The organism is Shewanella sp. SM55, from assembly GCF_025654025.1.
Classification (GTDB): Bacteria; Pseudomonadota; Gammaproteobacteria; order Enterobacterales; family Shewanellaceae; genus Shewanella; species Shewanella oncorhynchi.
Map to the genome: position 1 here is coordinate 102,847 of NZ_JAKKRS010000009.1, position 21,610 is coordinate 124,456.

Annotated in this window: 20 protein-coding genes and 2 tRNA genes; 20 read left to right on the forward strand and 2 right to left on the reverse strand. The window is 45.7% G+C overall.

What is annotated here, in order from left to right; genetic code table 11:
- Positions 1–189: 189 nt before the first annotated feature.
- Positions 190–915 (reverse strand): hypothetical protein, encoded by a 726-nt coding sequence (locus L5L91_RS13000; protein WP_263161941.1) that lies wholly within the window; start codon positions 913–915, stop codon positions 190–192.
- Between the two features lie 470 nt (positions 916–1,385).
- On the opposite strand from L5L91_RS13000, the gene L5L91_RS13005 reads away from it, so the two are divergent.
- The 7 genes from L5L91_RS13005 to secF all read left to right on the forward strand — a co-directional run bounded on the left by L5L91_RS13005 (position 1,386) and on the right by secF (position 8,085).
- Positions 1,386–1,982: a PepSY-associated TM helix domain-containing protein gene (locus L5L91_RS13005; protein WP_212599331.1), complete on the forward strand. Its 597-nt coding sequence runs from the start codon at positions 1,386–1,388 to the stop codon at positions 1,980–1,982.
- A gap of 16 nt (positions 1,983–1,998) precedes the next feature.
- The gene (locus L5L91_RS13010) at positions 1,999–2,511 is read left to right on the forward strand and encodes a DUF2271 domain-containing protein (RefSeq protein ID WP_263185633.1); all 513 of its coding nucleotides are present in this window, start codon (positions 1,999–2,001) and stop codon (positions 2,509–2,511) included.
- A 55-nt stretch (positions 2,512–2,566) separates the two neighbouring features.
- Positions 2,567–3,385: a DUF4198 domain-containing protein gene (locus L5L91_RS13015; protein ID WP_198572947.1), complete on the forward strand. Its 819-nt coding sequence runs from the start codon at positions 2,567–2,569 to the stop codon at positions 3,383–3,385.
- Positions 3,386–3,683: 298 nt separating this feature from the next.
- Positions 3,684–4,160, forward strand: a complete 477-nt coding sequence (greA, locus tag L5L91_RS13020) for a transcription elongation factor GreA (protein WP_028761461.1) — start codon at positions 3,684–3,686, stop codon at positions 4,158–4,160.
- A gap of 385 nt (positions 4,161–4,545) precedes the next feature.
- Complete coding sequence (locus tag L5L91_RS13025) at positions 4,546–5,139, forward strand: hypothetical protein (RefSeq protein ID WP_263236777.1); 594 nt, start codon at positions 4,546–4,548, stop codon at positions 5,137–5,139.
- Between the two features lie 226 nt (positions 5,140–5,365).
- Positions 5,366–7,180, forward strand: coding sequence for a protein translocase subunit SecD (gene secD / locus L5L91_RS13030; protein WP_263236779.1), 1,815 nt, complete (start codon positions 5,366–5,368; stop codon positions 7,178–7,180).
- A gap of 2 nt (positions 7,181–7,182) precedes the next feature.
- Positions 7,183–8,085 (forward strand): protein translocase subunit SecF, encoded by a 903-nt coding sequence (secF, locus tag L5L91_RS13035; protein WP_028761458.1) that lies wholly within the window; start codon positions 7,183–7,185, stop codon positions 8,083–8,085.
- Positions 8,086–8,174: 89 nt separating this feature from the next.
- Here secF and yhbY read toward each other — a convergent pair whose 3' ends face one another.
- The gene (gene yhbY, locus L5L91_RS13040) at positions 8,175–8,474 is read right to left on the reverse strand and encodes a ribosome assembly RNA-binding protein YhbY (protein WP_006082725.1); all 300 of its coding nucleotides are present in this window, start codon (positions 8,472–8,474) and stop codon (positions 8,175–8,177) included.
- A gap of 90 nt (positions 8,475–8,564) precedes the next feature.
- Between yhbY and rlmE the strand changes: the two genes are divergently transcribed.
- From rlmE to truB, 13 genes are all read left to right on the forward strand, one after another.
- Positions 8,565–9,194 carry a 23S rRNA (uridine(2552)-2'-O)-methyltransferase RlmE gene (gene rlmE, locus L5L91_RS13045; protein ID WP_006082724.1) on the forward strand — a complete coding sequence of 210 codons (630 nt, stop codon included), beginning with the start codon at positions 8,565–8,567 and terminating at the stop codon, positions 9,192–9,194.
- A gap of 29 nt (positions 9,195–9,223) precedes the next feature.
- On the forward strand, positions 9,224–11,194 hold the full coding sequence (gene ftsH / locus L5L91_RS13050) for an ATP-dependent zinc metalloprotease FtsH (RefSeq protein ID WP_168822810.1): 1,971 nt from the start codon (positions 9,224–9,226) through the stop codon (positions 11,192–11,194).
- Between the two features lie 212 nt (positions 11,195–11,406).
- Positions 11,407–12,240 (forward strand): dihydropteroate synthase, encoded by an 834-nt coding sequence (folP, locus tag L5L91_RS13055; RefSeq protein ID WP_028761455.1) that lies wholly within the window; start codon positions 11,407–11,409, stop codon positions 12,238–12,240.
- 80 nt (positions 12,241–12,320) lie between these two features.
- Entirely contained in the window at positions 12,321–13,658 is a 1,338-nt protein-coding gene (gene glmM, locus L5L91_RS13060; protein ID WP_028761454.1) for a phosphoglucosamine mutase, read from the forward strand.
- Positions 13,659–13,852: 194 nt separating this feature from the next.
- Complete coding sequence (gene tpiA, locus L5L91_RS13065; RefSeq protein ID WP_006082720.1) at positions 13,853–14,635, forward strand: triose-phosphate isomerase; 783 nt, start codon at positions 13,853–13,855, stop codon at positions 14,633–14,635.
- Between the two features lies 1 nt (position 14,636).
- Complete coding sequence (gene secG / locus L5L91_RS13070; RefSeq protein ID WP_028761453.1) at positions 14,637–14,972, forward strand: preprotein translocase subunit SecG; 336 nt, start codon at positions 14,637–14,639, stop codon at positions 14,970–14,972.
- Between the two features lie 11 nt (positions 14,973–14,983).
- Positions 14,984–15,070, forward strand: a tRNA-Leu gene (locus L5L91_RS13075).
- A gap of 82 nt (positions 15,071–15,152) precedes the next feature.
- A tRNA-Met gene (locus L5L91_RS13080) sits at positions 15,153–15,229 on the forward strand.
- Between the two features lie 173 nt (positions 15,230–15,402).
- On the forward strand, positions 15,403–15,858 hold the full coding sequence (gene rimP, locus L5L91_RS13085; protein ID WP_006082718.1) for a ribosome maturation factor RimP: 456 nt from the start codon (positions 15,403–15,405) through the stop codon (positions 15,856–15,858).
- Between the two features lie 29 nt (positions 15,859–15,887).
- On the forward strand, positions 15,888–17,387 hold the full coding sequence (gene nusA, locus L5L91_RS13090; RefSeq protein WP_028761452.1) for a transcription termination factor NusA: 1,500 nt from the start codon (positions 15,888–15,890) through the stop codon (positions 17,385–17,387).
- 25 nt (positions 17,388–17,412) lie between these two features.
- Positions 17,413–20,055: a translation initiation factor IF-2 gene (infB, locus tag L5L91_RS13095; RefSeq protein ID WP_105251699.1), complete on the forward strand. Its 2,643-nt coding sequence runs from the start codon at positions 17,413–17,415 to the stop codon at positions 20,053–20,055.
- Between the two features lie 57 nt (positions 20,056–20,112).
- On the forward strand, positions 20,113–20,571 hold the full coding sequence (gene rbfA / locus L5L91_RS13100) for a 30S ribosome-binding factor RbfA (RefSeq protein ID WP_105251700.1): 459 nt from the start codon (positions 20,113–20,115) through the stop codon (positions 20,569–20,571).
- Positions 20,571–21,536, forward strand: coding sequence for a tRNA pseudouridine(55) synthase TruB (gene truB, locus L5L91_RS13105; RefSeq protein ID WP_263236780.1), 966 nt, complete (start codon positions 20,571–20,573; stop codon positions 21,534–21,536). The genes rbfA and truB overlap by 1 nt, the downstream gene beginning before the upstream one ends.
- Positions 21,537–21,610: the final 74 nt, after the last annotated feature.

Consider the following 21,610-nt stretch of genomic DNA (forward strand, 5'->3'; position numbering starts at 1 on the left):
TTCGGACAGGCTTTTTGCTTTTTAACTTTTAACTATTTTCAGCTTAGCGTTATTTTGCTTTCAGTTTCCCTTCAATATTAGCCCTTCCAGCCTTTCCCTTGTCTCTATAATTCCCGTTGGTTGTGGCAATTCAGCTATTTTCAAAGTTAATCCACAGTGCCATTTGAGCTGGCACTGTGGTGATCCGTTTTATTGCTTTTTGACTTCAGGAGCAACGGGTGGCGATTTTATTTCTGCTGGATCCGCTGGAGCCGCTGGAACGGCGACTTTTGCAGCTGCTTCAGTGATATTGATTGGCATTGCAGCATTCTTAATGACGGCATTCTCTGTGACCGCACTATCAATAACGGCACCTTGGGCCGCTTTAACATCACCTGTTGCAACGGCTTTGACTGCATCAGGTATTGCTAACTGTTGCTGTACTTGATTTGCGCCCGCTTCTAAGGCTTTTTGTTGTAACTTCTGTGGATCCGTATAGTCGGCTAATTCCTTCGGCCAACTTGGGACCCGTTTTTCTGCCTGATTACTGAATTGCTCAGAAATCACTAAGGGTGCACCGCCTTTCATCAGCATGACTGCCATTTGGTTGGTGTCTGAGTTCCAAACTAGACCCGCTTTTTCGGCCATTTCGGGGACAGGGGTGTAAGTCGACACTAAGTAGATGAGTGGACCTTCCTGTTGGATCTTGTCGGCCGTTTTGAGCAGGGACAGGGTGGTATCGTAATTTTTACCCAGCAATTCCTGCATACGGTTCTTGATGAGCGGTTGTTCGAATAATCCGACATCGTTCGGGTCTAAACCGACAAGGGGTTTAAGCAAGGCCCACATGAGCTGGCCTTGGGGTGACATTAATAAGAGTGGTGCAACGCAGGCATTGAGCATTAATGCGAGCCACACAATATGTAGGCAGCGCATTTTTTTGAGCAGAGATGTACTCAAGATGATATTTCCTTGGAAGTACCAGCAAGTCGCCGGCGGCGGATTGTAGCTGATTGGCATAAGGTAAACGAGAGGGTGGCAAAGTAAATTTTAAGCAAAAAAATTAACCCAAATGTTGGATTTTATCCTTATGAATTTGAAAGGTATTTACAGGTGATACAATAAATCATTTGCTGCTAATTTAATCGAAGGTAATGGTTTTTGAGTGCTAAAAACAGATTTACCCCTAAGTGCTTTATTTTTAGCACTTATTTTTCTTCTTACTTTTTAACTTCTTTTTCAGTATTGAATATGTAAAGTTTGTAAACTTTGTTCTGTTTGATAATCGATCTCATTTAATCTCGGCGCATTAAATTAGTTTAATGCAGCTTATTTCTCTCTTTAGCTGCATAGGGAAAGCAGACTCTGGAGGTATTTCTCTTCGGTTTGTTTTTGAGAGTGCATCATTGAAATTAAGAGTCAGTAAGTCGTCTTTGTCCTTTGCCCGCATTATTCATGTTTATGTGTCCATGGCTTTATTGTTGCTGATGCTGTTTTTTGCGGTGACAGGTATAACGTTAAATCATCCTAATTGGTTTTCTCAAGCTGATCAGGAACCTAAGCGGGAACAAGTGCCAATCCCTGCCTATTTGTTACCCGTTAATGCCCAAGACTCACAATGGCGTCTGGCTGCGGGTCATTGGTTGAAAAGTGAATGGGCTATGGATATGGCGAGCGCCGATATCGATGAAGATGAAATTAGTTTAGTCAGCAAAGGACCTGGTACTTATCGGAGTCTGACATTGGACTTGCTCGACGGCCAAGCCTATGTCGAAACCTTAGATTACGGTGTCGTTGCCGTAGTGAATGATTTGCATAAGGGCCGTAACACAGGCACAGCTTGGGCTTGGATACTCGATCTCAGCGCTGTGCTTATCATTTTATTTTCGCTCACTGGGGCTTATTTGTTGCTGCCTCAAACCAAGCGCCTCAAAAAGTCATTGTTATACATGGTACTCGTCAGCAGTAGTTGCGGGCTTGTGTATGTTTATTTTGTTCCATAAGGAGTGTAGGCCTAGTATGCGTCATCTTATTCGCACCATTGCGGTGAGTGCTTTGTTTGTCAGTTCTGTGGCGTTTGCGACGCCTAAAATGACAGTCGATTTAACCTTGCCTGAAATTACCGAAGGGCAATATCACAGACCTTATGTGGCCGTATGGGTTGAGGATGCCAAGGGGCAAACGGTTAAAACCTTAAGCCTTTGGGTATGGGATGAAGGCCATAAATGGTTGAAAGATATCCGTCGTTGGTGGCGTAAAGCCGGACGCGAAGATATGAGCTTTGTTGACGGTATTGCATCTGCGACACGTCCCGCGGGTCATTACAAAATCGATTGGGATTTAAAAGATGAGGCGGGAAAAGTGCTTGAACCTGCCACTTACACTGTATTTATTGAAGTGGTGCGTGAACACGGTGGTCGCGATCTTGTACGACAAAATATCGATTTAGCTGCGGGAGATTTCTCTGTGCAGTTGCCCGCCACGACAGAAACTGGCGTTATCGACTTACGCTTAAGCGGCATGGCTCGTTGAGTCAATCCATTAAATATTTAGCCCGTATATTAATTGTTAAACTTAAGGAAAAGGCATGAAATTACGTCTTATTGCATTACTTGGCACACTTTGCATTAGCCCATTGGCAAGTAGCCACGACAGATGGATTTTACCTAGCCACTTCAACGTTTCGGCTGAAAGTGAAGAAATTGTGTGGATTACTTCAGATGTGTCTGCCAGCAATCAAGTGTTTATGATGGATAAACCTTTTAGTGCCAGTGATGTGCGTGTGTTACAGCCAAATGGAAAACCAACGTCTCCAAGCTCAAGTTACACGGGCGGACGTAAGTCGGTGTTTGATGTGCAACTGATGCAAGATGGCACTTATAAGTTTGAAAAAGAAGTTTCACCTCGTTATTTTTCTCAGTATAAAGTTAAAGGAAAAGAAGGGGTTGTACGCAGCCGTATGGATAAAAAAGCCACAACTGCTGCTATGCCAAAGGGAGCCTATGAACTTGAAAGTTCTTTAAATGTGTCGCGGGTTGAAACCTATGTCACACGTAATAAGCCAACTGAGGAGGTGTTAAAGCCTAAGGGGGAATATTTAGAACTAGTGCCTGTGACTCATCCTGCAGATATTATTGAGAATGAAGCTGCTACCCTGCAATTTGTTTTCGATGGTAAGCCCGTTGAAGGCGTTAAAGTCGCCATTATTAAAGACGGTAGCTTATATCGAAACAAACCAGAGGAAATCGAATTTACCTCAGATAAAGACGGTAAAGTTTCAATGATCTTACCTTCAGCAGGACGTTATCTCTTACATGCGGCAATTGAGCGCCCTAATTCAGATAAATCCCTTGCTGATAAAACGGTTAGTGAAATCTTTTTGACCTTTGAGGCTGGGCTTGAATAAATGAGTTAACCTCTATTTGAGGTTTTTGCTTTGAGTCTTAATGCCCACGGTCTAAATGGCGAGTGGGCATTTTTGTATTCATTTCGTACTAAAACGTGTGCGAAATTTCCTTAGGTATACAGATTTGAATTTGATTACTGGTAACTCTGCTTAAGGTTGGGTAAGCTGCGTCAATGCATTGTTCTTGGTGCATCAAAAGCGCATAACGATTAGAATAGCGCAATTCCACCCTCATTTGACTGTGTTGACCTTAGCGTTGGCACGGGTTGCTTTTGTTTTAAAGGAGACGAAAGAAGTTATGACTAAGGTTCCTATGACAGTTGTCGGTGCAGAGCAGCTGCGTAAAGAGTTAGATATTCTCAAGTTTGACCGTCGCCCTAAAATCACTGAAGCAATTGCTTCAGCGAGAGAGTTAGGCGACTTGAAAGAAAACGCGGAATACCATGCGGCTCGTGAGGAACAAGGTATTTGTGAAGCACGTATCCGTGATATTGAGGGTAAGTTATCTAACGCGCAAATTATCGACGTCACTAAGATGGTGAATAACGGTCGTATCATTTTTGGCGCCACTGTGACTATTTTAAATCTTGATACCGATGTCGAAGTGACTTATCGCATAGTCGGCGATGACGAAGCGAATATTAAGGAAAACCTGATTTCAGTGAATTCGCCAATAGCCCGCGGCTTAGTCGGCAAAAATGAAGGTGATGAAGTGTCTATTACTACGCCAGGTGGTATGACAGATTACGAAATCATCTCAGTACAGTATTTATAATCTGCTTATAATACTTTGCTTATAGTGTCGTGAGCGTGACTCATGCAATATCGCTAAAACCGTCCTAGGGCGGTTTTTTGTTATCCGCGAATTAAGTTTGTTTACAGCTTGAGTTTAGGGCTTTAGCTAAGGATATCGATCGCGCTTCAGCGTTGAATTCGGGGTAAGATGGACAAAGTTTAATTTGTCTCTTTGTAGGTTTTTGCCTAAGCTGCCATCCTAGCAAAATCAACATTGGCGAAATGTGTATGTTGTTTTTTTGCGCGAGTTTCACTTTATGGACCCACAGTTAAGCATCAAAAGCGGACGGTGAATAGGTTCATCTTTAGTTTGATAATGTTTTATAAGAGGGCACGCTTTGGTCAAACATTGGCGTACAGGATTGATGTTAGTTTGCGTAGCGATCATGTTGATTGCACACTCGGCTAGCTATGCGCCAAAACCCTCAGTACAGCGCAGTGATGTAACTCGCCATTATGCTCAGATGAATACTGTGAGTCTTGATAGCTCGACTCCCCATACAAAGCGAAGCGCTGAGCCTCAAAGCTTGCCCGATGCCGATGTTATCGCCCAAGACAATGCACAGCTCAATGCCCAATCTAATGCACAGTCTGATGCGCAAACCGTTGAAAGCTGCGGCTCACCGAATAGTCATGATACCGATCTAGTCAGTGCAGACTCAGAATCAAAGCCAGCACCTTGTCCGAGCTCTGACTATGTAAGTCATTCTGATGACTTAGATTTTGCCCCGATAAATTCACCGCGATTTATCAGTCTTGCCCAGCACGATGTGCGTGAGGTCAAGCCAGTATATGTACTCGCTGTAGACTTTACTGCCGAACCGACATCCAATGTTGTTGAACCCACCGATCTTGATATCACATCAGATTGGACGCTTTCTGCTGTTTCTTCCCCCGCCCGAATTTCGGGTTGGAAAGTCTCAAATCTTCAATATCGATTTAGCCAACAAGCCGCTTAACTCGCCTATTTAGGCATGACGTTGATAGGAGCCTACTCTTATCGATTTTTCATGCTGTTGCCTTTTTATACTCACCGAAACTTTTTATAGCTGCTTAAGTAAGCAGTGATGATTTGAGCCTTACGAGCTTAGCCGCTGGTACTCAATCATGTGTTTCGGACTGATATCAATATGTTCGCTTAGCGATTTGATTCAAATGCTGAGCGTTAAATAGCGAGTTAATCCCATGGAAAGAAAACCCAATCAACGGCTGCTAAATCACTATTCAGCTTGGAAATACTTAGTGCTTATCGTCACTATTATAGTGATGCTATTCAGTGCTTTGCCGACATTTTACGGTGAGGATGCGGCGGTGCAGGTGGGCGCGAAGGCGGGGTTAACGCTCACACCTATTGCCCTTCGAGATAAGCTGCAAGCTGAAGGCGTGACGGTCAAACGTATCGACCAAAAAAATGGTGAAACCTTAATTGTCCTCGATGCGGATAACCAACAAACCTTAGTCAAAACTTTAGTCTCTTCTATGGTCGCAGAGCCAAAAGAATTGACTTTATCCCTTGCCAGTGCGGCGCCAAGTTGGTTACAAAACTTAGGCTTTCAGCCGATTAAACTCGGGCTCGACTTGCGCGGTGGCGTACAGTTCTTACTCGATGTTGATATTGATCCTGTTTATCAAACTCAGGCCGAGACGCTTGTTGATTCGCTACGTCAATTCATCCGTGAGCAGAAAATTCGTGGTGCTAGCGTGCATTTGGACCAAAGTCATCAGTTAAACATGACGTTGCCCGATAATGATGCCCGTGCTGCCGTGCGTCAAATGATGAAAGAGTCCTATCCTAATTGGCAGCTATCCAATGCAGATGGCGCGGGTTTACTGATTAAGTTGAGTCAAGAAGAGCAAACGAAACTGCGTAACTTGACAGTGCAGCAAAACTTACAAGTGATGCGCAGCCGTATTGAAGAGCTCGGTATCACTGAAGCTTTAGTGCAGCGTCAAGGGGAGCATCGAATTCGGATTGAATTGCCTGGAGTACAAGATCCTGCCGCCGCCAAAAACGTTATCGGTGCTACGGCGAGTCTGGCCTTCTTCGAGGTTAAAGAGTCTGGCTCCGTTAATGCTATGGTACTCAATGATAAGTCTGGTAAGCCTATTTATGTGAGCCGCACACCAGTGCTGGGTGGTGATCATATTGTCGATGCGAGGGCGAGTTTAGGCGAGATGGGCATGGCGGAGGTGAACATTAACCTTGACCGTGTGGGCGGGCAGAAAATGTCTGAGTTTTCCCGTACCAATATCGGCAAACCTATGGCGACGTCTTACAGCGAATACAGCCGTGATGAGCAAGGTAAGGCAAAGCAAACACAAGAGATTATCAGTGTTGCGACGATTCAATCCCAACTTGGAGATCGTTTTCGCATTACGGGTGCAGGCTCCTATCAAGAAGCACAACAATTAGCTTTGTTACTGCGAGCGGGCTCTATGACGGCGCCAGTGACTATTGTTGAAGAGCGCACTATTGGCCCGACGCTGGGTGCTGAAAACATTGAAAACGGTTTTGCTGCCCTTGGTTTAGGGATGGGGATTACCTTGCTGTTTATGGCGTTTTGGTATCGCCGTCTCGGTTGGGTGGCGAATATAGCGCTGATCTCCAATATGGTGATCCTGTTTGGTTTACTGGCGCTTATCCCTGGCGCTGTGTTGACCTTACCTGGTATTGCGGGTTTGGTGTTAACAGTCGGTATGGCAGTCGATACCAACGTACTGATTTTCGAGCGAATAAAAGATAAGTTAAAGGAAGGTCGCAGTTTTGCGCTGGCAATTGATACGGGTTTTGATAGCGCGTTTTCTACTATTTTTGACGCCAACTTCACCACTATGATCACTGCAGTGGTGCTTTACTCCATAGGTAATGGTCCAATTCAAGGTTTTGCCTTGACCTTAGGTCTAGGTCTATTGACCAGCATGTTTACCGGTATCTTTGCTTCAAGGGCCTTGATCAACTTAGTTTATGGGCGTGATGCTAGCCGTCATGTGAGGGTATAACCATGAAAAATATCAATCTAACTAAATGGCGTTATGTTTCGAGTGCTATCTCTATTTTGTTGATGCTAGTGTCATTAACCATCATCGGCGTGAAAGGTTTTAACTGGGGCTTAGATTTTACTGGCGGTGTCGTCACCGAAGTGCAGATCGATAGAAAAATTACCAGCAGTGAATTGCAACCTTTACTCAACGCCGCTTATCAGCAAGAAGTGAGTGTAGTCTCCGCCAGTGAGCCGGGACGTTGGGTGTTGCGCTATTCCGATATAAAGAGTGCCGATACAGAGCAAGGTAATATCGATATTCAGCAGGTATTAGCGCCGCTTAACTCTGAAGTGCAAGTGCTTAACAGCAGTGTTGTCGGGCCGCAGATTGGTCAAGAATTGGCAGAGCAGGGCGGTTTGGCGCTGTTAGTCGCTATGCTGGCGATATTAGGTTATTTAAGTTATCGCTTCGAATGGCGACTCGCATCGGGTGCCCTATTCGCTTTAGTGCATGACGTAGTGTTCGTGCTGGCATTTTTCGCCTTGACTCAGATGGAGTTTAATTTAACGATACTTGCGGCTGTGCTGGCGATTTTAGGTTATTCCTTAAACGATTCGATCATTATCGCTGACCGTATTCGTGAATTATTGATTGCTAAGCCAAAGCTTGCGATTCAAGACATTAACAACCAAGCAATTGTTGCGACGTTTTCTCGCACTATGGTGACATCAGGGACAACCTTAATGACGGTCGGTGCGCTGTGGATCATGGGCGGTGGACCGCTGGAAGGATTTTCGATTGCAATGTTTATCGGTATATTAACTGGCACATTCTCTTCGATTTCAGTTGGTACCTCATTGCCTGAGTTATTAGGCTTAACGCCTGAGCATTATAAGGAACAAGTGATTTCTGAAACACCTTAGGGCTATGCCTATCGCTTAAATTAACAGCGAAAACAAAAAGGCCACTCGATTGAATGGCCTTTTTGTTAACACGATAAAATCAAGAAAAATTACTTTGCCTTTGGCAAAGCAATTTTCATTTCTGGTGATTGACGATAAATCACCAGAATATGACCAATAAGTTGCACTTTTGCGGATTGAGTTTCACGTACTATGGCATCAACGATGGCATTTTTTAGCTCTCTGTCGGCAGAGGCTACTTTCACTTTAATCAGTTCATGATAAGCGAGTGCGCTTTCAATTTCAGCGAGTACACCTTCAGTCAATCCATTGGCACCAAGCAGCACCACTGGCTTTAGCGGATGCGCTAGACCTTTTAAATGCTGTTTTTGTTTGGTTGTTAAGTTCATTTCTACCAACTTTTGCTGAGTTACTGTTGAAAAACGGCTATTCTACCCTTATATAGCCTTTGTGTAACTCTCAATTGTTGCGGATTTTAAATGTCAGGTATAAAACGTACGGCCAGTTCTAATCGCTGGATGCTAGAACACTTTGATGATCACTATGTCAAACTCGCCCAAAAAATGGGCTTGCGATCTCGCGCTGCGTTTAAGCTTGAGGAGATCCAGCAAAAGGATCAACTAATTCGCCCAGGCATGACTGTGGTTGATCTCGGCGCTGCTCCGGGAGGTTGGTCTCAAGTGGCAGTTAAATTAGCGGGAGATAGAGGTAAAGTCATCGCCTGTGACATTTTGCCTATGGATCCCATCGTCGGCGTCGATTTTTTGCAAGGGGATTTTCGTGAAGATAAAGTCCTTCAAGCATTACTTACTCGCGTCGGTGATGCTAAAGTTGACGTTGTGTTGTCTGATATGGCACCCAACATGAGTGGTTCAGATAGTGTTGATCAGCCCCGTGCCATGTATTTAGTGGAATTGGCGTTAGATATGTGCCATCAAGTATTGGCTCCTAATGGCTGTTTTGCGGTAAAAGTCTTTCAGGGGGAGGGCTTTGACGAATACATGAAAGCGGTAAAAGCAGTGTTTAAAGTCGTTAAAACACGTAAACCAGACTCTTCACGGGCTCGTTCCCGCGAAGTCTATCTTGTGGCGACAGGGTACAAGTTGTAGTAACCTAGCGTTAATAATCGCAAGACTTAATGAGGTCTAGTAATTTGAGTGACATGGCAAAAAATCTAATACTCTGGGTTGTCATCGCCGTTGTGCTGATGTCAGTGTTTCAGGGTTACTCCCCCTCTTCTTCGTCATCGCAGAAGATGGATTATTCTACCTTCTTAGATAATGTCCGTGATGGACAGGTCGCAACTGTTGAAGTTAAGAGCGACCAACGTACTATTGAAGGTGCTAAACGAACTGGTGAAAAATTCACTACTATCATGCCGTTATATGACCAAGATTTAATTAATGATCTTGATCGTAAAGGCATCACTATGAAGGGCCAAGAAGCCGAAGAGTCAGGGTTCCTTACCCAAATCTTCATCTCTTGGTTCCCGATGTTATTGCTTATCGGGGTATGGATTTTCTTCATGCGCCAGATGCAAGGCGGCGGCGGCAAAGGCGCTATGTCCTTTGGTAAGAGCAAAGCCAAGCTGATGAGCGAAGATCAGATTAAAACTACTTTTGCCGATGTTGCTGGTTGTGATGAAGCAAAAGAAGAAGTGAAAGAGCTGGTTGATTACCTGCGTGACCCAACTAAATTCCAAAAATTGGGCGGCCGAATTCCAACGGGCGTACTGATGGTGGGTCCTCCAGGTACAGGTAAAACTTTGCTGGCGAAAGCCATTGCGGGTGAATCTAAAGTCCCTTTCTTCACTATTTCAGGTTCTGATTTCGTGGAAATGTTTGTTGGTGTCGGTGCATCCCGTGTGCGTGACATGTTTGAACAAGCGAAAAAGTCGGCACCTTGTATTATTTTCATCGATGAAATCGATGCGGTCGGTCGTCAACGTGGCGCGGGTTTAGGTGGTGGTCATGATGAACGTGAGCAAACACTGAACCAAATGCTGGTTGAGATGGATGGCTTCGAAGGTAATGAAGGCGTTATTGTTATCGCGGCAACTAACCGTCCAGACGTACTCGATTCTGCGTTATTACGTCCGGGTCGTTTTGACCGTCAAGTGGTCGTTGGTTTACCAGACGTTCGTGGTCGTGAGCAGATTTTGAAAGTGCATATGCGTAAAGTGCCGCTTTCTGAAGATGTGAAAGCAAGCGTGATTGCCCGTGGTACGCCAGGTTTCTCGGGTGCTGATTTAGCTAACTTAGTGAACGAAGCTGCCTTGTTTGCGGCTCGCGGAAATCGCCGAGTTGTAGGCATGGAAGAATTTGAGCGTGCAAAAGATAAAATCATGATGGGTGCTGAGCGCCGCTCTATGGTGATGTCTGAAGCTGAAAAAGAAATGACCGCTTACCATGAAGCAGGCCATGCGATTGTGGGTTGTTTAGTACCAGAGCACGATCCTGTGCATAAGGTGACTATCATTCCTCGCGGCCGTGCGCTTGGTGTCACTTTCTTCTTACCTGAAGCTGATTCAGTGAGCCAGAGCCGTCGTAAGTTAGAAAGCCAAATTTCGGTCGCCTACGGTGGTCGTTTAGCAGAAGAGCTTATCTACGGTACTGAGAAAGTGTCGACTGGCGCATCACAGGACATCAAATACGCGACATCTATTGCACGTAACATGGTGACTCAGTGGGGCTTCTCGGACAAGTTAGGTCCATTGCTGTATGCAGAAGAAGATGGTGAAGTCTTCTTAGGTCGCAGCATGGGTAAAGCCAAAGCGATGTCCGATGAAACTGCAACTATTATCGATGCTGAAGTAAAAGTCTTTATCGACAAAAACTACGCTAGAGCGAGACAGATATTGACGGATAACCTCGATATTCTGCACTCAATGAAAGAAGCTTTAATGAAGTATGAAACCATTGATTCACTTCAAATTGACGATTTAATGAAACGTCGTGAAGTGCGTCAGCCTGCTGATTGGCAAGTGGATGACAATGGTTCTAACGATAAAGGCAATGGTCATGGTGAGCCAGCAGCGAAAGCTGAAGACAGTGTGACTGCACCTGCTGAGCCAGAACTGAAAGATCCTGATGAATCTCCAGCTAAGTAATGTGTTGTGAAACCAAAGAAAACCCCGTAAAGGGGTTTTCTTGTTTTACCTTGTTAGCAATTTGACTGCGCTGTCATTGATACTCTCTGCCACCATTGATATTTATCTTCTGACAGTTAGTCATTTCGGATAGAAAATGAAGGCTTGAAATTAATGACGCAAGTTATGCCAGTGAGTAAAATCGTAAGTGTTCGTATTACAGGAGTAAATGCGTGTTTGAACTGATTGCTGGCACTAAACGCCTCGCGTTATCTTCACCCATTGTGATGGGGATTCTTAATGTCACTCCCGATTCTTTTTCCGACGGTGGCCAATATTCTTCCTATGAGCTTGCCTGTCAGCATGCCGATGACATGGTGGCTCAAGGCGCGGGAATGATAGACATTGGCGGTGAGTCGACAAGACCTGGCGCTGCCGAGGTGAGCTTAGCCGATGAACTTGCGCGGGTGATCCCGTTAGTGAAATATGTTGCGGCGCACCATGATGTGTGGATTTCGGTTGATACCAGTAAGCCTGAAGTCATGCGTCAAGCTGTTGCTGCGGGCGCACATTTGATTAACGATGTGCGCGCCCTGATGGAACCCGGTGCGCTTGAAGCTGCTGCAGAGTTGCAAGTCCCCATATGCTTAATGCATATGCAAGGTGAACCCAAAAGCATGCAATTTGCACCGACTTACCATAATGTTATTGAAGAAGTTTCTGCCTTTTTAACTGAGCGGATTGAAGCTTGCTTGCGAGCAGGGATCCCCCGTGAATTATTAATACTCGATCCGGGATTTGGTTTTGGTAAAAGCTTAGAGCATAACTATGAATTACTGGCGAAGCTCGACTGTTTTGCCCAGTTTGATTTACCGATATTGATAGGATTGTCTCGTAAGAGCATGATAGGAAACCTCTTAGCAAAACCGACCTCAGAACGTCTTGCTGGGAGCCTTGCTGGCGCTATGATAGCGGCCCAAAAGGGCGCTCATATCATTCGTGTGCATGATGTTACTGAAACTGTGGATATGCTCAAGGTGTTACAAGCGACACAAGCGTATTTTTAAGCATCGTTATGCTCTCGTTAAGCATTTAATTAATATTATGATCCCAAATCATTGGGACACATTTGAGTTTGTGGAGCGATATGAAAGAACGTAAATTTTTTGGAACTGACGGTATTCGGGGAAAAGTCGGTTCAGGTCAAATGACGCCTGAGCTCGCGCTTAAGTTAGGTTGGGCGGCGGGGCGCGTGTTATCCCGCAGTGGTACCAAAAAGGTGATTATAGGTAAAGATACCCGTATTTCGGGCTATATGTTTGAGTCAGCATTAGAAGCTGGCCTTTCTGCTGCAGGCCTTAATGTGATGTTAATGGGACCTATGCCAACGCCAGCAGTAGCCTATTTGACGCGCACGTTTCGCGCCGAAGCTGGGGTGGTGATCAGCGCGTCACACAATCCGTATTACGATAATGGTATTAAGTTTTTTTCCACCGACGGCAGTAAGTTAGACGATAACCTAGAGCTAGAAATTGAAGCCGAGCTTGAAAAGCCCCTCGTTTGTGTTGAATCGCATCTATTGGGGAAGGTATCGCGTATTGAAGATGCCCGTGGCCGTTATATTGAGTATTGCAAAGGTAATTTTCCTGCAGAACACACGTTAACTGGGCTAAAAATTGTGGTTGATTGTGCCCATGGCGCAACTTATCACATAGCGCCAGCAGTGTTTCGTGAGTTAGGCGCCGAGGTGATTGCCATTGGTGATAAACCCAACGGGATGAACATCAATGATAAAGTGGGCGCGACGTCCATGGGCAAAATTTGTGAAACCGTTCTAGCCGAAAGTGCCGATTTAGGCATCGCACTCGACGGTGACGGTGACCGTATTATGATGGTCAACAGCAAAGGTGAAGTGATCGACGGCGATCAAATTTTATATATTCTGGCCTGTGATGCGAAATCCCGTGGCGTATTACGCGGTGGTGTAGTTGGTACGTTAATGTCAAACCTTGGGCTTGATCTCGCCTTGCAAGCATTAGACATCCCCTTTGCGCGTTCGAAAGTGGGCGACCGTTATGTGATGGAACTACTTAAAGAACTCGATTGGCGCATCGGCGGTGAAAATTCAGGGCATATCCTCAATCTTGATCACGGCACAACTGGTGATGGCATAGTTGCGGGGATTTTAGTGTTAGCGGCCATGCGTCGTCAGAATGCTACGCTAGAAGAACTGACTTCTGCGATGGAAATGTTGCCGCAGGTGTTAGTCAATGTGCGCTTTGAAGGCGAGCACGACCCTCTTAAGTCAGATAAAGTTAAAGCGGCGCAGGCACAGGTTGAATCTCAACTGGGCGTGCGTGGCCGAGTATTATTACGTAAGTCAGGTACTGAACCTTTGATCCGTGTCATGGTTGAAGGTGACGATCATAGTGCAGTATTGGCGCACGCAAATTTGATTGCGGATGCGGTAAAATCGGCAAGCTAATATTTGCTAATTTTGTAATGAGTGCGGCTGATACCAATTTAAAATTAGGGTGTTAGCTGCACAAATGAACAGAAAACAGCTTTGGCGTGTAAAAAATAAGCATTCCAACCTGATATCTGAAAAAATTCGAATTTAGCTATTGTAACTTAATAAGTGGTTCGCTATTATTCACGCCGCTTTCAGAGGAGACAGTGATGGCACTCAGACGTCCTATGGTAGCTGGCAATTGGAAGATGAACGGCAGTGCGGCATTAGCCCAAGAGTTGTTCAAAAAATTTGCCTCTAAGCTCCAAAATGATTCAGCTGAAGTGGTTTTATGCCCGCCTTCTATCTATCTAGAGAGCGTTAGGCAACTGCTAGAAGCAAACAAGGAAGCGTTAGACGGTTCACTTGTTAGGATGGGCGCTCAAAACCTAAGTCAACATGACTTTGGCGCTTATACCGGAGAAGTTTCAGGTCAGATGCTCAAAGATTCAGGATGTCGATATGTAATTATCGGGCATTCAGAACGTCGCCGTATGTACGGAGAGACGAGTAATATCGTAGCGGAGAAATTCGCCGCTGCACAAAAGCATGGCTTAACCCCAATTTTATGTGTGGGTGAGTCAGGTCCAGCACGAGAAGCAAGACGCACCTTCGAGGTGATTGCTGAAGAGTTGGATATAGTGATCCAGAAAAATGGCACTATGGCTTTTGATAACGCTATTATCGCCTACGAGCCGCTTTGGGCTGTAGGAACAGGTAAAAGTGCTACACCAGAGCAGGCACAAGAAGTTCATGCGTTTATTCGCAAACGCCTCTCTGAAGTGTCTCCGTTTATCGGAGAAAATATCAGGATTCTCTACGGTGGTAGTGTGACACCGAGTAATGCTGCAGATTTATTTGCCCAACCTGATGTTGATGGTGGACTGATTGGCGGTGCTAGCTTAAACTCTAGCGAGTTTTTAAGTCTGTGTACCATAGCGATGAGCGCATAATATGTATGAAGTTCTAGTAGTTATTTACTTGTTGGTTGCATTAGGTCTAATAGGCTTAGTATTAATTCAGCAAGGTAAGGGAGCTGACATGGGGGCCTCTTTTGGCGCCGGTGCATCAGGTACTCTTTTTGGTTCAAGCGGTTCAGGTAATTTCCTGACACGCAGTACGGCGATTCTTGCCATTGCGTTTTTCACTTTAAGTCTGCTTATTGGTAACTTAAGTGCAAACCACGCAAAAAATGAAGATTCATGGAAAGATTTAGGTTCAGACACTGAACAGGTTACCCAACCAGTTGAGCAAGGAACCCAAAAGTCAGAAACGAAAATTCCTGACTAGTAAAAGGTGTCGCCGAGGTGGCGAAATTGGTAGACGCGCAGCCTTGAGGTGGCTGTGACCTAACGGTCGTGCGGGTTCAAGTCCCGCTCTCGGCACCAAATATAACTAAGATAGACGAGATAAGTTCTCTCTTAGTTATTGCAAGAAATGACGATAGTCAATATACTTGCACACAGTTGACGCGGGGTGGAGCAGCATGGTAGCTCGTCGGGCTCATAACCCGAAGGTCGTCGGTTCAAATCCGGCCCCCGCAACCAGCTCCTAGTAACGAATAGTGTTTGAATTCGTTATGGTTTACAGGTTCTTGAAATTAATGACCTCGTGATTACGGGGTTTTTTGTTATCTGGGACTTTTAAATTTGTCGCATGCTTCGTATGTGGCGTTGTACTAGGGCTATTAAGCCCTTTTTTGTTTTTTCGGGGGTCAATCTTGGCAACGTTAGAATTCAGACTGGCAGAAATGCTCAAAGTACCTGTGGAAGCATTAGGCTTTCAGCTGTGGGGCATTGAATATGTTCAAGCGGGTAAGCATTCCACACTGCGAGTGTTCATTGATGGTGAGAATGGTATCAATATTGAAGATTGTGCCAATGCAAGTCGCCAAGTCAGTGCTGTACTCGATGTTGAAGATCCTATTTCTACAGAATATACCCTAGAGGTTTCTTCGCCAGGCGTAGATAGACCCTTATTTACTGCTGAGCAGTACGCGGGCTATGTAGGCGAGGATGTAAAGCTTCAATTGACTATGCCGGTTGACGGCAGTCGTAATTTAAAAGGCGCCATCACTGCGGTCGACGGGCAAATGCTCTCGCTGAAAGTGAATGGTAAAGAGTTAGTTGTCGCATTGGATAATATCCGCAAAGGCAACTTAATCGCTAAGTTTTGATGGTTTCAAGGTGAACGAGGCAAGACGAGATGAATAAAGAGATTCTGCTAGTCGCTGAGGCGGTTTCAAATGAAAAGGCCGTTCCACGCGAGAAAATTTTTGAAGCGCTAGAGATTGCTCTGGCCACAGCAACCAAGAAAAAGTACGAAGGTGATATTGACGTTCGTGTTGCTATCGACCGTAAAACCGGTGGTTATGATACTTTCCGTCGTTGGATGGTAGTTGATGATCACGGTGAAGCGTTAGAAAACCCTTATCGTGAAATCACGTTAGAAGCGGCACGTTACGAAAATCCGGACATCCAGCCTGGCGAGTTTATCGAAGACGATATCGAGTCAGTGGTGTTTGACCGTATTACCACTCAAACCGCTAAGCAAGTGATCGTACAGAAAGTACGTGAAGCAGAACGTGCTCAAGTGGTTGAGCAGTTCCAAGATCAAGAAGGTGAGTTAATCACAGGTGTGGTCAAAAAAGCGACTCGCGAGAGCGTAGTGGTTGACTTAGGTAATAACGCTGACGGCGTATTGTTCCGTGAAGACTTAATTTCACGCGAATCTTTCCGCCCTGGTGACCGTGTGCGTGCATTATTGTACTCAGTACGTCCAGAAGCTCGTGGTGCACAGTTATTTTTAAGCCGTACTAAACCTGAAATGCTGATCGAGCTTTTCCGTGTTGAAGTGCCTGAAATCGCTGACGAACTGATTGAAATCATGGGCGCTGCTCGTGATCCAGGCGCTCGCGCTAAGATCGCCGTTAAGTCGAATGATCGCCGTATCGATCCTATCGGTGCGTGTGTGGGTATGCGTGGTGCGCGTGTACAAGCCGTTTCGAATGAACTGGGTGGCGAACGTGTTGATATCGTGTTGTGGGATGATAATCCAGCACAATACGTGATCAATGCCATGGCGCCAGCCGATGTTGCCTCTATCATAGTCGACGAAGATAACCATTCTATGGATATCGCTGTTGAAGCCGATAGTTTGGCACAAGCCATTGGACGTAATGGCCAGAACGTACGTTTAGCAACACAACTGACTGGTTGGGTTCTGAACGTTATGACAGTGGAAGATATGAATAAGAAACATCAGGCAGAAAGTGCCAAGGTGGTTGATTTATTTGTTAACTCACTGGATGTCGATGAAGATTTTGCACAAGTACTGGCAGACGAGGGCTTTACGTCGCTCGAAGAAGTTGCCTATGTGCCTGTGTCTGAACTATTGGCGATTGACGGTTTTGACGAAGATCTCGTCGAAGCTTTACGTGAACGTGCAAAAGCGGCGATCTCAACTCGAGCTCTCGCTACTGAAGAAGCACTGGATGGTGTGGAGCCAAGTGAAGAGTTGCTAGCACTTGAAGGTGTTGAAAGACACTTAGCCTATGTTTTCGCTAGCAAAGGTATTGTGACTCTAGAAGACTTGGCTGAACAAGGCATTGATGATTTGATCGAAATTGAAGAATTGACAGAAGAAAAAGCAGGTGAGCTCATCATGGCAGCCCGCAATATCTGTTGGTTTGGCGAAGAAGCATAAGTCGATCAACAGGGGGATTTAACTGATGGCAGATACTACCGTAGAGAAATTGGCCACGGAAGTGGGTAAAAGTGTTGAACGTCTGATTGAGCAATTCTCTCAGGCTGGAATTAAGAAAGGCCAAGCTGATAAAGTGACTGAAGCTGAAAAGCAGCAGTTACTGGATTATCTGAAAAAGCAGCACGGTGGCGAAAATGCGCCAACGAAAATGACGCTGCAGCGTAAAACCGTATCGACCCTAAGTGTGGCCGGTAATGGTGGTCAATCTAAAGATGTTAAAGTTGAAGTTCGTAAAACACGAACTTTCGTTAAGCGTGATGCTAATGAGGCTACTCTGAAGGCTGAAGAAGAAGCGAAAGCCGAAGCAGAAGCTTTGGCAAAAGCAAAGGCCGAAGCAGAAGCTGCTGCGGCAGCAAAAGTGAAAGCTGAAGCAGATGCTAAGGCAAAAGTGGAAGCAGAAGCCAAGGCGAAAGCTAAAGCAGCAGCCGAAGTGAAAGTGGTTAAAGATATGTCACCAGAAGCAGAAGCGGCTCGTCTAGAAGCTGAACGTTTGAAAGCGGCGCAAGAAGCGGCAACCAAACGTAAGCAAGACGAAGAAGCGGCTAAAGCGGCAGAAACTGCTCGCTTACTCGCTGAAGAACATTCTAAGCGCTGGGCCGAAGAAGAGCGCCAACGTTTAGAAGCCGAGAAAAACGGTGATCATCACATCACGACATCTAAAGTAGCTCGTGCTGCTGAAGATACTTCTGATCTGGATGAAGAAAAACGCGGACGTCGTGCTCGTAACAAGAGCAACGCGAAAAAACGTGGCGGCAAAGATGCCCGTGACGGCCGTGAAAAACACATGCGTAACCGCAGTACTGCACCTGAGTCTATGGCGCATGGCTTCAATAAGCCTGTGGCAGCAGTGAGCCGTGATGTGCGTATCGGTGAAACTGTTACTGTTTCTGAACTTGCGCATTTAATGGCAGTGAAAGCAACTGAAATCATCAAACAGATGATGAAAATGGGTTCTATGGTCACGATCAACCAAGTGTTGGATCAAGAGACTGCCCAGCTAGTTGCTGAAGAAATGGGTCACAAAGTTGTGCTTATCCGTGAAAACGAACTTGAGCACCAAGTGCTACAAGACCGTGATGATGAAGATGGCATCAAGCTAGAATCTCGTGCACCAGTTGTGACTATCATGGGTCACGTTGACCACGGTAAGACTTCGTTACTTGACTACATTCGCCGCGCTAAAGTGGCTGCTGGCGAAGCCGGTGGTATTACTCAGCATATCGGTGCATACCATGTTGAAACTGAAAATGGCATGATCACTTTCCTTGATACTCCTGGTCACGCCGCGTTTACCGCAATGCGTGCCCGCGGTGCCAAGGCAACGGATATTGTTGTGCTAGTTGTTGCTGCCGATGACGGTGTAATGCCGCAAACAATCGAAGCTATTCAACATGCTAAAGCTGGTAACGTGCCATTAATCGTGGCTGTGAACAAGATGGATAAACCGGAAGCGGATATCGATCGCGTTAAGAGCGAATTGTCACAACACGGTGTTATGTCTGAAGATTGGGGTGGAGACAACATGTTTGCCTTCGTTTCAGCTAAGACAGGTGAAGGCGTTGACGAACTGTTAGAAGGTATCTTACTGCAAGCTGAAGTTCTCGAACTGAAAGCGGTACGTGATGGTATGGCTGCCGGTGTGGTCATTGAATCACAATTGGACAAAGGTCGTGGCCCTGTGGCTACGATTCTGGTTCAAGAAGGTACGCTGCGCCAAGGTGATATCGTTCTGTGTGGTCTTGAGTACGGTAAAATTCGTGCAATGAAAGACGAAAACGGTCGTTCAATCACTGAAGCGGGTCCATCTATTCCTGTTGAAATTCTAGGTCTGTCAGGCGTTCCGTCTGCAGGTGATGAAGCAACAGTCGTACGTGACGAACGTAAAGCTCGCGAAGTTGCCCTGTATCGTCAAGGTAAGTTCCGTGATGTGAAACTGGCACGTCAGCAAAAATCTAAGCTAGAAAACATGTTTGCGAACATGACAGACGGCGAAGTGAAAGAACTGAACATCGTTCTTAAAGCAGACGTACAAGGTTCACTCGAAGCGATTACTGATTCGTTAACAGGTTTGTCTACCGACGAAGTGAAAGTGAACATCATCGCTCGCGGTGTGGGTGCACTGACTGAAACGGATGCAACCTTAGCGGCTGCCTCTAACGCTATCATGGTTGGCTTTAACGTACGTGCCGATGCACAAGCCCGTAAGACTATCGAAAGTGAAAGTGTTGATTTACGTTACTACAGCGTTATCTATAATTTGATTGATGAAGTTCGTGCAGCGATGACAGGTATGTTGTCTCCTGTGTTCAAACAACAAATTATCGGTCTGGCTGAAGTTCGTGATGTGTTCAAGTCACCTAAGCTGGGCGCAATTGCTGGCTGTATGGTGACCGAAGGTACCATCAAGCGTAGCGCGCCAATTCGCGTACTACGTGATAACGTTGTTATCTACGAAGGTGAACTCGAATCGCTACGTCGCTTCAAAGACGACGTTGCTGAAGTTCGCAATGGTATGGAATGTGGTATTGGCGTTAAGAACTACAACGATGTTCGCGTAGGCGACCAAATCGAAGTATTCGAAACCGTCGAGATTGCTCGTACTCTGTAACGATAATAAGGGCGGCTTTAGCCGCCCTTATCAATTTAAGCTATGGTAAGAAATATTATGGCAAAAGAATTCAGTCGTACTCGTCGAATCGCTCAGCAGCTTCAGCAAGAACTTGCTCAAGTGCTACAGCGCGACATGAAAGATCCTCGTATTGGCTTTGTGACTGTGAATGACGTCGACGTCTCTCGCGATCTCAGCTATGCCAAAGTGTTTGTGACTTTTTTCGAAGAAGACAAAGCTGTCGTTCAAGAAAAGCTAAACGCTTTGATCAGCGCAGCTCCTTATATCCGCACTTTAGTGGCGGGTCGTATGAAGCTGCGTGTCATGCCTGAACTGCGTTTTATCTACGATAGCTCGCTAGTTGAAGGTATGCGCATGTCTAACTTAGTTAGCCAAGTGATCAACCAAGACAAAGCGAAGCAACAGCAATTTGGCAGCGAAGACGCATCGGTTGAAGATGAAGTCTTAGGTGATGATATTGCTGATGACGCAGATGAAACGGAAGGTAAAGATTAATGGCTCGTCGTCCAAAAGGTCGTTTTATCGATGGGATAGTGCTGCTGGATAAATCCACTGGCATGAGTTCTAACTTTGCATTGCAAAGGGTAAAGCGCTTTTTTAATGCGAATAAAGCTGGGCATACGGGCGCACTCGATCCGTTAGCGACAGGTATGTTACCTGTATGCTTAGGCGAAGGGACTAAGTTTTCTCAGCATCTATTGGATGCCGATAAACGCTACTTAGTCACGGCAAAGCTTGGCGAACGGACAGATACCAGTGATTCCGATGGTGAAGTGGTGCAAAGCCGCGCCATTGATTTTACCGAGGCGCAGCTATTAACTGCGCTTGATTTCTTCCGTGGTGAAACTCAGCAAGTGCCTTCTATGTATTCCGCGCTGAAATATCAGGGTCAGCCCCTGTATAAATATGCCCGTGAAGGCATAGAAGTGCCGCGTGAATCTCGCCCTATTACGGTATTTGAGCTAAATTTCATCGGTCTTGAAGGCGATGAGCTGACCTTAGACATTCATTGTTCTAAGGGCACTTATATTCGCACTATCATAGACGATCTCGGTGAGATGCTCGGTTGTGGCGCCCATGTGATAATGCTGCGCCGCACCCAAGTTGCGCAGTATCCCTATGCCAGAATGGTCACTTTAGAACAACTTGAAGCGCTAGTTGCTCAAGCACATGAACAACAGATAGATCCGAGCGTATTACTCGACCCTCTGTTATTGCCTATGGACACGGCCGTGGCCGATTTCCCAGAGGTCAATGTGCCGGATGCGATAGCTCCTTACTTAATGCAAGGTCAAGCGGTTCGTGTACCGGTTAATGCAGAATTGAAAACCGATGAGTTGGTACGTATCACTTTAGGTGACATTCGCCGATTTGTGGGGATTGGCACAATGAACGAAGATGGCTTATTAGCGCCGAAACGACTCATTGTTATCCATGACGAACCTTCAGAAACGCATTAGCCCGCTATCCATCGACAAATGATTAAATTAGTTGATGCATTAGTCCCCGCCTTTTATTGCGCTAACGTGGGTTT